We start from the raw sequence: 12,732 nt of genomic DNA on the forward strand, positions 1-12,732 counted from the left end.
TTTACGGCAATGAGAGCAGAGATAGCGCTGATGTCCGGCAGTGCTTTTGCCGTTACGCACCACGCCTTCAGTAGCGGAGCAGGAAGGACATCTGAAGGAGATGGAAGCCACGCAAGCACCTTAAAATCACCATCATACACTAAATCAGTAAGTTGGCAGCATTACCGAGTTGCAAATAGAGTTACTTACCCATGTTTTAATTCATGCTATTAATAACGCTGGCATGCGCGAACTGGCATTGCGTATCTCTTCATTACTGGATTTTCTTCCACTATATAATGTTGATTGCCAGCCTGACGGTAAGATGATCTACGATACCTATACCCAGCCAGAGTGGAAAACGGCATTGTTTGATCACTATTTAATTCTTCTGTACCACTATGCCGAGACAAAGAAAAAATCCACTTTCTGCGGTACGGTGATCAAAACCAGAAGCCTTCCCGATACTCCTGAAACCCAGGCGATCGCCAAAAGACTGTTGGCTTTCAGCCCACGGCTGGGAAAACTCGCCAGTAAAGCCTGTCAGGTACACATTCAGGCTATTAACGTGCAAGAGGGTGAACCGCTTAATCTGGATAGATGCATGCATACGCTGAACCAGATACGTCATCAGGTCACGGTGAAACCATCGGTAAAAAAAGCCAAAAAATAATATAGCGAAAACGCTGCCACGATATTCCGTGGCAGCGTTGGAATTACCGGCACCTGAACAATAGGTGCGACGCTATTACAGTAAGGCCCTGCTTTAGAACGTCTCCCAACCTGCATCATGGCCTGCAGCCGCAGACACAGGGGACATTTTAAGAGGACGTTTAGGGGCTTTGGCCGCAGCCGCCGCCGTTTGTACCCCAGGTAAACGGAATACATCAACCAGTTGTTGCAGCTTGACCGCCTGATCTTCCAGACTTCCCGCAGCAGCAGACGATTCCTGAACCAGAGCGGCGTTCTGCTGTGTTGTCGTGTCCATTTCAGACATGGCCTGAGCAATCTGCGCAATACCCCGATTTTGCTCGTCAGACGCTGCGGCAATTTCCTGCATCAAATCTTTAACCTGGGTAACGGAGTGAACAATCCCACTCATACTTTCACCCGCCAGATCGACCTGTTTTGCGCCTTCTTCTACAAAATGAACTGACTCGCCGATGAGCGTTTCAATCTCTTTTGCAGCCTGTGAGCTGCGCTGAGCTAATGAACGTACCTCTCCGGCAACAACGGCAAACCCGCGCCCCTGGTCGCCCGCACGCGCAGCCTCAACGGCGGCATTGAGCGCCAGAATATTGGTCTGGAACGCGATACCGTTAATAACGGTGGTAATTTCAGAGATGCGGCGTGAGCTTTCGATAATATCTTTCATCCGACTCACGGCATTACCTACAACAATACCCCCCTGACTCGCCGTATCGGACGCGGTAACAGCCAGCAAACTCGCCTGTTGGGCGTTTTGCGCGTTCTGTTTTACCGTCGAGCTCAGCTCTTCCATACTGGCAGCAGTTTCAACAACGGCGGCAGATTGTTGTTCAGTACGCGCTGACAGCTCATCATTGCCTAAAGAAATTTCGTTTGCCGCAGTATTTACCGAAGCAGAAGCATTCCTCACCATACTGAGGGATTCCGCCACCCGCTCAACGAGATGGTTAAATGCCGTGATGGCATGGCCAATTTCATCCTGGCGGCCGGCCGGCAGATTTTTGCTCAGATCAAGGTCTTCACTGATCTGCACCATGCCATCTCTCATGGCATTTAAACGGCGACGAATATTTAAAACCGTAAGCAGACCAAACAGCCCAAGAAGAATGGTTGCAGCCAGCGTTGCGCTCACTGATAAAATCAGTGCTTTGCTAATAAGCGATTTACTGGCCGCATTCGCCTGTACAACTAAAGAGGTGTTGTAGTCAATCTGGTCATTAAAATCAGCAAGTAATGCAGCAATTTTTTCTGCGATTAATCCGCCTTTTTGCATGCTTTGGATAAGCGCTTTGTTGTCATTCGATTCTGATATTTTAAAATATTGGTCCATTGCTCCGCGGAACGCCTGTAAATCCGCCAGTGTTTTATTGCTCAGTTCTACTTCGCGCGGGTCAGAAGCTAATTCTTTAAGATAGTATTGATGTTTTACAAGGAGCTCATCATAAATTTTATTGGCACTTTGTTTAATGACATCCATTTGCGCCGGGTCTTCGATTAAACCATGCAAATAAAGTTGCGAATGAATGCCTGTAGCCTGAATCATTTCCTTATTCATTGTCGTCAGGCTGGGAAGAATATTTTCCTGGAAATAATTAGTGTCCTCACTAATTTTTGATAAAGAAATCATTGCAATGATATTCGTGCCAATCAAGCTAATGATAAGTAGAGAAAAAGCGAGTAATAACCGTTTGGTGATGTTCATCATACCTCTCCAATTTAACTTTAGTATCTTTGAAATATCATGATGAATAACCACCATGAGGGATAGTCCTTTCACACTTCGGTTTTATTTATCGGAACGCTTTATTAAAACTTTAGGGAAGGTGCGAACAAGTCCCTGATATGAGGTAATGCTGCCAACTTACTGATTTAGTGTATGATGGTGATTTTGGTAATGACTCCAACTTACTGATAGTGTTTTATGTTCAGATAATGCCCGATGACCTTGTCATGCAGCTCCAGCGATTTTGAGAACGACAGTGACTTCCGTCCCAGCCTTGCCAGATGTTGTCTCAGATTCAGGTTATGTCGCTCAATGCGCTGAGTGTAACGCTTGCTGATAACGTGCAGCTTTCCCTTCAGGCGTGATTCATAAAGCGGCCAGCCATCCGTCATCCATACCACCACATCAAAGACCGACAGCAGCTCCAGAAGACGCTCCAGTGTGGCCAGAGTACGCTCACCAAAGACGTGTGCCACCACCGTCCTGCGCATCCTGTCATAGGCGTAAAATAACCAGCGCTGACGTGATTTAGCCCCGACGTAGCCCCACTGTTCGTCCATTTCCGCGCAGACAATGACGTCACTGCCCGGTTGTATGCGCGATGTTACCGGCTCCGGCCTGAGTTTTTTAAGTGCCGTAAAATCGTGTTGAGGCCAACGCCCATAATGCGGGCACTGGCACGGCACCCAACCCCATTCATAGCCATATCAATGATTTTCTGATGTGTACCGGGTTGAGAGGCGGTGTAAGTGAAGCTGATTTGCCATGTTTTACGGCAGTGAGAGCAGAGATAGCGCTGATGTCCGGCAGTGCTTTTACCGTTACGCACGACGCCTTCGGTAGCTGAACAAGTGGGACATCTGATGGAAATGGAAGCCACGCAAGCACCTTAAAATCACCATCATACACTAAATCAGTAAGTTGGCAGCATTACCGATTTGTCTTGTGATAAATATCCTTAACAGACGGCGAGCTCGTCCGCCCATTTTGTTGCGGCCTGCATGGTTTCTATAACAGTGAACTCGCTGATATTGAGGGTATTACATATTTTCGCGGTTTCCTCCCAGTTAAGTTTCTCATAACATAACGACAGGGTCAGTATGTCAAAAAGTTCACCTTTATGTTCACAAAGCGCGGCAGTTACGTTTTGCGGGATTGAAATCTGTTTAATTAAATCGTCCATGGGGAGTTCAAGAATGACATCCAGCAATGAAAACAGACCGCATATAAATGCGTTATAGGATAATGAAACATTATTTATTTTTCCGGCAATTAATTCGCAGAATTTTCCGCGAACCATGCTCAGATGATAAAGTTCACTGATGCCGGAACGCCCCATATTTGAAAGGGCGGCCACCGCAACAAACCGCCGGAGTTCTTTGCCCCCCAGATACATCAGCATTTCTTTCAGGGTAAGATTGTCCGCCTGAATTATGCCATGTGATTTAAACAGCATGTTTCTGACGTAGCGCATGATTTTATATGACAGCGTCAGATCGGTTTTAAGCAGACGTTCGACCGCGGCAAAGTCCGGGTTTTCCCTGTTCACCTCCATCATCAGCCTGGAGAGTGGCAGGGGGTTCTGGGAAAGGCATTTATTTCTGAGGATTTCCGGGCGACTGAAGAAAAATCCCTGGAAAAGCGCGAAACCCGCCCGGCTGTAAAGCTCAAACTCGTCCCTTGTTTCCACTTTTTCAGCAAGGAATTTTATGCCCTGCAGAAGCTGACTTTTTCTGTGGATATATTGCCGGATATCTTCATAGTCATTGTCTCTGACATCAAATTTGATGACAGAAATATACTGCATAAAGCGGTCCCATTCATCATCCATCGTGAAATCATCGAGCGCAAGCTGGTAACCCCTGTCGTGCATATCCTTTACGGCACAGAAAAGCGCATCATCCGGGACTGCATTTTCCAGAATTTCGATGACCACTTTTTCATTCGGCAGCGTATCGCCCAGTCCGTTAATGATCATCTGGTGCGGCACATTAATAAAAGAACTGTGATTGTTGGCTATACGGGGAACAGGGATGCATAAAAACTGGTCAGAAATCATTCTGGACGTGGCGTATTCTGGTGAAACATCGGGAAAGGCATTGTTCATTCCGTCCCTGAAAAGCAGCTCATAAGCGACGGTCTGCATTTTTGTGTCAAAAATAGGCTGGCGTGCGATAAATGAATACATATTCCCGGTCCCCAGGTCAGCGTTATAATTTTTAGAAATGTAACCTTTCCATGCTTATAACACGCACTACGGACAATAAATTTGATCCGGAGCACAACTCAAATCATAAAAGAACCGGGATGATGCGACATCACCATTCCCGGCCAACAGAATTGTTCACTGATTTATTCCTTCCCTGCAATTTAATTTTCGGGGTAAATTTCATTTATGTCCATAGAAAAAATCATTTTATCCACAGTTTTTGACAGACGTCATACAATTTTTTAACCGTTACACAGAGAATTAAACCGGTACCATTAATACCGTAACTGATTATTATTACCAGTGGGCATCCGATAATAACAAGTCTGATAATGATCAGGCTATTATTAATTCCCGTCTGCCGCATCACCTGATGAATAATAAATCGCCATCAATGCAATAATAATCATTACTGACAAGAAAACGGATGGCCACCATGTTTTCATCTGTCCATCATGAAGAAACACTCGCCTTCCTTTGCCTGACATTACGGCAGCCGGTTAGCGCCTGGTGCGCACAGAGGATCTCATCGAGCAGGACAAACCTGTCAGACACAACCAGGATTGCACCACTTGCCCCGTTAAGGTATGTGGCAAAAACGATCTGTACAGTCATCCCCCAGACTTTCCCGTCACGACAGAGATACGATATTCTCGTTCTGTACGTCGATGCTCTGATAATTTTAGGGAAGGTGCGAACAAGTCCCTGATATGAGATCATGTTTGTCATCTGGAGCCATGGAACAGGGTTCATCATGAGTCATCAACTTACCTTCGCCGACAGTGAATTCAGCAGTAAGCGCCGTCAGACCAGAAAAGAGATTTTCTTGTCCCGCATGGAGCAGATTCTGCCATGGCAAAACATGGTGGAAGTCATCGAGCCGTTTTACCCCAAGGCTGGTAATGGCCGGCGACCTTATCCGCTGGAAACCATGCTACGCATTCACTGCATGCAGCATTGGTACAACCTGAGCGATGGCGCGATGGAAGATGCTCTGTACGAAATCGCCTCCATGCGTCTGTTTGCCCGGTTATCCCTGGATAGCGCCTTGCCGGACCGCACCACCATCATGAATTTCCGCCACCTGCTGGAGCAGCATCAACTGGCCCGCCAATTGTTCAAGACCATCAATCGCTGGCTGGCCGAAGCAGGCGTCATGATGACTCAAGGCACCTTGGTCGATGCCACCATCATTGAGGCACCCAGCTCGACCAAGAACAAAACGGCCATCAACATCGAATACATGAAAGCCAGCATCCGGGCCAAGGTGGAGCACCCATTTCGCATCATCAAGCGACAGTTCGGCTTCGTGAAAGCCAGATACAAGGGGTTGCTGAAAAACGATAACCAACTGGCGATGTTATTCACGCTGGCCAACCTGTTTCGGGCGGACCAAATGATACGTCAGTGGGAGAGATCTCACTAAAAACTGGGGATAACGCCTTAAATGGCGAAGAAACGGTCTAAATAGGCTGATTCAAGGCATTTACGGGAGAAAAAATCGGCTCAAACATGAAGAAATGAAATGACTGAGTCAGCCGAGAAGAATTTCCCCGCTTATTCGCACCTTCCTTAAATTCTGGCGTCAGTTTGTGACGCCAGTTGGTTCAAAAACCATACAGATTAAAATAGACCTACGTGACGCTGGGGATTATGATAACTTCAATGATTTAATATGCGTTAATGTTAGCTCAACCTATTTTTTGAATTATAGTCGACATCCATACCAGTACACTTCACCCTATGCCCTTCCTCAACGGCGTCACGTTATAATCCTCACCTCTTTCTAAGGAAACCAGCAAGTTAGCCCATAAATCTAAGGCTTGTTTCCTCTCGTCGAAATACTGATAGCGGTTGTAAATCCCCTCAACGCCTTTAATTCTGTGATTCAGGCAGCGTTCTGCAACAACTGGATCAACTCCCAATGCGGCCAGATGAGATCGCGCTGTGCGTCGGAAATCATGAATGGTGAAGTTAGGAACGCCGGGCATGTTGGCTTTTATTTTTGCTAACGCTACTGGCAATGTGCTTTCCTGAATGTGGGGGATCATCCGGTGCTGCATCTTCCTGGCCGGAAGCACCCACTGACTATTGCAGGACATCCGGTGCAGTTCTTTCAGCCATTCAAGCGCCGGTGCTGGAATGGGGATATCGATCGCATCGCCATTCTTAACCCGCTCTGCGGGTAAGTGCCAGACGGCTTCATCAAGATCAAACTCTTCCCAACGAGCACCGCAAAGCTCCATTTTGCGGCAGCAAAAGACTAACAGGAGTTTCATTGTCAGTTCATTTTGACGTGAGAATCCCTTTGTCATAGGCATGGCCTGAAAGAACTGGATGAGTTCTTCACGGCTTAGCCAGCGTTCCCGGCTTTGCTCCTGACCGCCCGCATCAGCAATTTCAAATGCGCCTGTAGGATTAGTTTCCAGCATATGCCGTTTTATGCCGTAATCGAATATACGGCGAGTCCACCTCAACACATCGTTAGCGACTGTCGGCGCACCACGCTGGACGATTTTTTGCAGCATGTCGTCGATATGCCAGGCTTTAACGTCTTCGATTCTGAGATGCCCAATATTGGGGTTGATGTCCTTGTCTATGCGACGGCGCAGAATGTCCGGGTGTTTCCACCGGTTGAGGATCTGGCGCTCAAAGTATTCAGCGGCCAGCTCTGAAACACGCAGCGCGTGCTTTTCTTCCTCCATTTTCTTTAACGCATCAGCCTTGCGTTCTTGCTTCTCTCCCGATACGTCGTAGCCCAGCGCAACACGGGCTGACATCTCTTTAGCCGTTTCGCGTGCTCTAGCGAGCGACAGTTCAGAATACGTGCCTATGACCATTGCCCGCTGTTTGCCCGCAAAGCGATAGCGAAAACGCCAGAAGGGTATCGAGTAATTCTCAGGGAAGCATAAATACAGCCCGCCTCCGTCAGAGCGACCAGCAAAATGCTCACCCGCTTTTATCCATGCTCTGATTTGTATGTCTGTCAGTTTCGCCATGCTTACCTTGTCTCATTGCTGTGTACATAAGCGGCGTGTCATAAATGCCAGTATGTACACGTCTATGTACACACGAAACACGCGCTGTAGTGATACAATATGAGACTATATAAAACAAAAAGGCCATGATTTACAATGGCCTTTTTGTCCTGATGCGACTTAGTGAGACTCTATGAGATCGCGTGAAACACTACTCGATATTTTGAATCTGCTCGCGCATTTGCTCAATCAGTACTTTCAACTCAATCGCTGAATTCGTCACTTCCGCATTGATCGACTTAGACGCAAGAGTGTTCGACTCGCGGTTGAACTCCTGCATCATAAAGTCCAGACGGCGGCCTACCGCTTCTTTTTTCTTAAGAATGTTGTAGGTCTCTTTAACGTGCGCTTCCAGACGGTCCAGCTCTTCAGCGACATCAATACGTTGCGCCATCAGCACCAGCTCTTGTTCCAGACGGGTGTTTTCCAGCTGAACTTCTGCCTCTTCCAGTTTGGCGACCAGGCGCTCACGCTGCCACTGCAGCACTTCCGGCATATGGGTGCGAACCTTAGCCACTTCCGCACTCACGCCTTCTAGGCGCTGCTCAATCATCGCTTTCAGCGCCTGACCTTCGGTTTCGCGGGCAACGATAAAGTCATCCAGCGTGCCGTCGAGGGCGGCCAGAATTTCAGCGGCAATCGCGTCCAGATCCTGCTCGCCGGCGGCCATGACGCCAGGCCAGCGCAGAATATCAACCGGGTTGATTTCGCCTTCATCGCTCTGCATTTTGACCCAGTTCGCCGCATTCACGAGCTGTTTCGCCAGTTTTTCGTTGAGGATCAGCTCGCCCTGTGCGCTGGCATCGGGCTCAAAGCGCAGGTTACATTCCACTTTACCGCGCGTCAGACGCGTACGGATACGCTCGCGAACAACAGGCTCAAGGCTGCGGAACTGCTCCGGCATACGGAAATACGTTTCCAGGTAACGCTGGTTTACCGAGCGCATTTCCCATGTAGCGCTACCCCAGCTACCCTTGATTTCACGCCGGGCGTAGGCGGTCATACTGCGGATCATAGACATTCCCGTTTTTAAAGGAGAGATGGGGGGATTATAGCTTTCGGGGGCTTCTCAGGATAGGAATAAGCGTCCTTTATCCGTATAATGCGCAGCCACATTCGTTTCAAGCCGGAGAATCCATCATGCGTCCATCAGGTCGTAGCGCCAATCAGGTGCGTCCCGTCACCCTGACCCGTAACTATACAAAACACGCTGAAGGCTCCGTGCTGGTTGAGTTTGGTGACACCAAAGTGCTGTGTACCGCATCCATCGAAGAAGGCGTTCCGCGCTTCCTGAAAGGTCAGGGCCAGGGCTGGATCACCGCCGAGTACGGCATGCTGCCGCGCGCGACCCATACCCGTAACGCTCGTGAAGCGGCAAAGGGTAAGCAGGGCGGTCGTACCATGGAAATTCAGCGTCTGATCGCGCGTGCGCTGCGCGCCGCCGTTGATCTGAAAACCCTCGGCGAATTCACGATTACCCTGGACTGCGACGTGATTCAGGCCGATGGTGGCACGCGTACGGCCTCTATTACCGGCGCCTGTGTAGCGCTGGCCGATGCCCTGAACAAGCTGGTTGCAGCCGGTAAGCTGAAAACCAATCCAATGAAAGGCATGGTTGCGGCGGTCTCCGTAGGCATCGTTAACGGTAAAGCGCTTTGCGATCTGGAATACGTTGAAGATTCCGCTGCAGAGACAGACATGAACGTGGTGATGACCGAAGACGGTCGCATCATTGAGGTGCAGGGCACGGCAGAAGGCGAGCCGTTCACCCACGAAGAGCTTCTCTCCCTGCTGGCGTTGGCCCGAGGGGGAATCGAATCCATTGTCACGACGCAGAAAGCGGCGTTAGAAAATTGATTTTAAAGGCGACCAATGAGTCGCCTTTTTTTTGCCTGTAAGACAGAAAAACCAAAGGAGCTAATCCATGAAATCGTATCAGCGCCAGTTTATTGAGTTTGCGCTTAACAAGCAGGTACTTAAGTTTGGCGAATTTACGCTGAAATCCGGGCGTAAAAGTCCTTATTTCTTCAACGCCGGGCTGTTTAATACCGGGCGCGATCTGGCACTGTTAGGCCGTTTCTATGCCGAAGCGCTGGTGGATTCCGGGATTGATTTTGACCTGCTGTTTGGCCCGGCCTATAAGGGCATTCCGATTGCGACCACTACCGCGGTGGCGCTGGCGGAACATCATGATCGCGACGTGCCGTACTGCTTTAACCGCAAAGAAGCCAAAACCCACGGTGAGGGCGGGAATCTGGTCGGCAGCGCGCTGCAGGGCCGCGTCATGCTGGTGGACGATGTGATCACCGCGGGCACGGCGATCCGCGAATCAATGGAGATTATCCAGGCCAACGGTGCAACGCTGGCTGGCGTGTTGATTTCGCTGGATCGTCAGGAGCGTGGTCGCGGAGAAATTTCCGCCATTCAGGAAGTGGAGCGGGATTACAACTGCACTGTGACGTCAATAATCACCCTGAAAGATCTGATTGCGTATCTGGAAGAGAAGCCTGAGATGGCGGACCATCTGGCAGCGGTAAAAGCGTATCGCGAAGCGTTTGGGGTTTAAGTGCATTGCCCGGTGGCGTTGTGCTTACCGGGCCTACCCGTTCGTAGGCCGGATAAGGCGACGCCGCCATTCGGCGATGGCGTTACTGTAATTGTGCTGCGACTAACGGCCAGCGGGCGTCAAAATCGTCCGTTGGACGGTATTTGAACTCGCTGCGCACGAAGCGGGAAAGCATCCCTTCACAAAACGCCAGAATCTGGCTCGCCAGCAGCGTTTCATCAATGCTGTATCCTTCACCCTCACGCATTTTCTTCTCGCGCAGAACCTGGCGCAGCTGCGCTTCAATGCGTTCGAAAAGCTGGTTAATGCGGCCCTGGAGTCTGTCCTGCTCAAACATCAGCGCGTGGCCGGTCAGGATACGGGTTAAGCCCGGATTGCGTTCACCGAAGCCCAGGATTAACAGCACTATCAGACGCAGACGCGCGGTAGTGTCTTTTTCGTCTTTCAGAATCAGGTTGATGCGCGTGATCAGGCTGTCTTCAATAAACTCGATCAGGCTGTCGAACATCCGGGTCTTGCTCGGAAAATGACGGTACAGCGCCGCCTCAGACACGCCTACGGAGGCGGCCAGTTTAGCGGTGGTGATGCGTTGACTGCCATCGCTGGATTCAAGCATCAGAGCCAGAGATTGAAGTATTTCTTCGCGACGATTCCTTTTCGCGGTTTGTTTTTCTGCCATGTTACAAAATACCCCTGAAAATAAGCACTTGCCAGGCTGGCATCCACACAGCGACCGCAAACGGACGTTTGCGGTTTGTTATTGCATTATGACGCTGTGAGATACGTGTTTGTCGGGCCGTTATTTGCGCCCGGAATGGCCGAAGCCGCCTTCGCCACGGTCAGTGGCGTCAAAGTCTGCCACCAGGTTAAATTCTGCCTGTACCACCGGTACAAAGACCATCTGTGCGATACGCTCGCCCGGTTCAATGGTGAAGCTGTCCTGACCACGGTTCCAGACGGAGACCATCAGTTGACCCTGATAGTCGGAGTCGATCAGGCCCACCAGGTTACCCAGCACAACGCCGTGCTTATGGCCCAGGCCAGAACGCGGCAGGATAACCGCTGCCAGCGACGGGTCAGCAATGTGAATCGCCAGGCCAGTCGGAACCAGGGTCGTGGCACCCGGAGCCAGTTCTACGGCGTCATCGAGACAGGCGCGCAGGTCAAGACCGGCAGAGCCGGAGGTGGCATAGGTTGGCAGCGGGAATTGCTCGCCAACACGCGGGTCCAGAATCTTAACGTCGATTTTTTTCATCATAACGGGTAACGATCTCGTCGAGTAAATGTTGGCCCAGGAGTTCCTTGCGCTCAAGCGGTAAGACTTTATCTCCATCCTGCCAGAAAAGGTGCAGTGCGTTGCTGTCGCTGTTAAATCCTTGTGTGGCCAGCGATACGTCGTTCGCGCAAATCAAATCGAGGTTTTTGCGGGTACGTTTTTGCCGGGCATATTCTTCCACATTATTCGTTTCTGCGGCAAACCCAACAACGTATGGCCGGTGGCTTTTTAGTGCGGCGACACCGGCAACAATGTCCGGGTTTTTCACCATTTTTAGTGTTAATTCATCGCCTTGCTTTTTAATTTTAGCCTCGGCGATCGTCTCAGCACGATAGTCTGCAACGGCCGCACAGCCAATAAAAATCTGCTGGCTTTGCGCATGTGCCTGCACGGCGGCTTCCATCTCCAGCGCGGTGGTAACGTCAATTCGCTTCACACACGCAGGCGTAGGCAGAGAGACCGGGCCGCTCACCAGCGTGACGTTCGCACCACGCTTCGCGGCGGCGGCGGCAATCGCAAAGCCCATTTTGCCGGAGCTATGGTTGGTAATGTAGCGCACCGGATCCAGCGGCTCGCGCGTGGGGCCCGCGGTAATCATGATGTTGAGATGTTGCAGATCGTTGACAGGCGAGAAGTGGGCTGCGGCCATATCAACAATCGTCAGCGGATCAAGCATGCGGCCCGGGCCAACATCGCCGCAGGCCTGGCTACCGCTGTCCGGACCCCAGATAAGCAGGCCGCGTGAGGCCAGGGTCTCAAGATTGTGCTGCGTAGCCGCGTTACGGTACATCTGCTGGTTCATGGCAGGCACGACGGCAACAGGCGCAGGTGTGGCCAGACAAATGGTGGAGACCAGGTCGTTTGCCATACCGGCCGCTACCCGGGCGATTAAATCAGCCGTGGCGGGGGCGAGGATAACCAGGTCTGCCCATTTCCCAAGCTCAATATGGCCCATCGCGGCTTCGGCGGCCGGATCGAGCAGGCTGTCAGATACCGGGTATCCTGAAACGGCCTGCAGGCTCAGAGGAGTGATAAAGGCTTTACCGCCTTCGGTTATCGCGACCCGCACATCTGCCCCGCGCTCGCGCAGACGACGCACCAGCTCCGGCGCTTTGTAGGCAGCAATACCGCCGCTCACGCCAAGAACGATTTTTTTATCGGCCAGGCTCATCATGATTCTTTCCTGTTGGGGTTCACCAGAGAGCGGGCATTTTATCACAATCCCCAAAACGG

13 protein-coding genes are annotated in these 12,732 nt (G+C 50.6%); 4 read left to right on the forward strand and 9 right to left on the reverse strand.

The annotated features are described in order from the left end of the window. The coding region (locus ACOTXF_RS19905; protein WP_421635297.1) for an IS1 family transposase at nt 1-111 on the reverse strand (111 nt) is incomplete at its 3' end. A gap of 58 nt (nt 112-169) precedes the next feature. On the opposite strand from ACOTXF_RS19905, the gene yjeJ reads away from it, so the two are divergent. Then, nucleotides 170-652 (forward strand): YjeJ family protein, encoded by a 483-nt coding sequence (gene yjeJ, locus ACOTXF_RS19910; protein ID WP_072038181.1) that lies wholly within the window; start codon nt 170-172, stop codon nt 650-652. Between the two features lie 93 nt (nt 653-745). Here the strand turns inward: yjeJ and ACOTXF_RS19915 are convergent, their stop codons facing one another. The 3 genes from ACOTXF_RS19915 to ACOTXF_RS19925 form a co-directional block, all read right to left on the reverse strand. After that, nucleotides 746-2,446, reverse strand: a complete 1,701-nt coding sequence (locus ACOTXF_RS19915) for a methyl-accepting chemotaxis protein (RefSeq protein ID WP_269837649.1) — start codon at nt 2,444-2,446, stop codon at nt 746-748. 146 nt (nt 2,447-2,592) lie between these two features. Further along, nucleotides 2,593-3,290 (reverse strand): IS1 family transposase gene (locus ACOTXF_RS19920; RefSeq protein WP_176691070.1). Its coding sequence is split into 2 segments (ribosomal slippage): nt 2,593-3,041 and nt 3,041-3,290, totalling 699 coding nucleotides; the frame shifts between segments, so codons are not numbered across the junction. Nucleotides 3,291-3,368: 78 nt separating this feature from the next. Beyond that, a complete protein-coding gene (locus ACOTXF_RS19925; protein WP_039025660.1) occupies nt 3,369-4,598 on the reverse strand; it encodes an EAL and HDOD domain-containing protein in 1,230 nt (409 codons plus the stop codon). A 775-nt stretch (nt 4,599-5,373) separates the two neighbouring features. Between ACOTXF_RS19925 and ACOTXF_RS19930 the strand changes: the two genes are divergently transcribed. After that, complete coding sequence (locus tag ACOTXF_RS19930) at nt 5,374-6,045, forward strand: IS5 family transposase (protein WP_069602396.1); 672 nt, start codon at nt 5,374-5,376, stop codon at nt 6,043-6,045. A 310-nt stretch (nt 6,046-6,355) separates the two neighbouring features. Here the strand turns inward: ACOTXF_RS19930 and ACOTXF_RS19935 are convergent, their stop codons facing one another. After that, complete coding sequence (locus tag ACOTXF_RS19935; protein WP_048975621.1) at nt 6,356-7,618, reverse strand: tyrosine-type recombinase/integrase; 1,263 nt, start codon at nt 7,616-7,618, stop codon at nt 6,356-6,358. Between the two features lie 190 nt (nt 7,619-7,808). Further along, entirely contained in the window at nt 7,809-8,672 is an 864-nt protein-coding gene (locus ACOTXF_RS19940) for a YicC/YloC family endoribonuclease (protein WP_008502687.1), read from the reverse strand. 125 nt (nt 8,673-8,797) lie between these two features. Between ACOTXF_RS19940 and rph the strand changes: the two genes are divergently transcribed. Beyond that, nucleotides 8,798-9,514 carry a ribonuclease PH gene (gene rph, locus ACOTXF_RS19945; protein WP_045414836.1) on the forward strand — a complete coding sequence of 239 codons (717 nt, stop codon included), beginning with the start codon at nt 8,798-8,800 and terminating at the stop codon, nt 9,512-9,514. A 67-nt stretch (nt 9,515-9,581) separates the two neighbouring features. Further along, the gene (pyrE, locus tag ACOTXF_RS19950) at nt 9,582-10,223 is read left to right on the forward strand and encodes an orotate phosphoribosyltransferase (RefSeq protein WP_008502689.1); all 642 of its coding nucleotides are present in this window, start codon (nt 9,582-9,584) and stop codon (nt 10,221-10,223) included. Between the two features lie 82 nt (nt 10,224-10,305). Here pyrE and slmA read toward each other — a convergent pair whose 3' ends face one another. From slmA to coaBC, 3 genes are all read right to left on the reverse strand, one after another. Beyond that, nucleotides 10,306-10,902: a nucleoid occlusion factor SlmA gene (gene slmA, locus ACOTXF_RS19955; protein WP_008502690.1), complete on the reverse strand. Its 597-nt coding sequence runs from the start codon at nt 10,900-10,902 to the stop codon at nt 10,306-10,308. 120 nt (nt 10,903-11,022) lie between these two features. Then, a complete protein-coding gene (gene dut / locus ACOTXF_RS19960) occupies nt 11,023-11,481 on the reverse strand; it encodes a dUTP diphosphatase (RefSeq protein ID WP_008502691.1) in 459 nt (152 codons plus the stop codon). Further along, nucleotides 11,459-12,670 (reverse strand): bifunctional phosphopantothenoylcysteine decarboxylase/phosphopantothenate--cysteine ligase CoaBC, encoded by a 1,212-nt coding sequence (gene coaBC / locus ACOTXF_RS19965; protein ID WP_115415095.1) that lies wholly within the window; start codon nt 12,668-12,670, stop codon nt 11,459-11,461. Before coaBC ends, dut begins: the two co-directional genes overlap by 23 nt. Between the last annotated feature and the right edge of the window lie 62 nt (nt 12,671-12,732).

This window comes from Enterobacter cloacae complex sp. IR53041 (assembly GCF_049238285.1).
GTDB classification, from domain to species: domain Bacteria; phylum Pseudomonadota; class Gammaproteobacteria; order Enterobacterales; family Enterobacteriaceae; genus Enterobacter; species Enterobacter roggenkampii.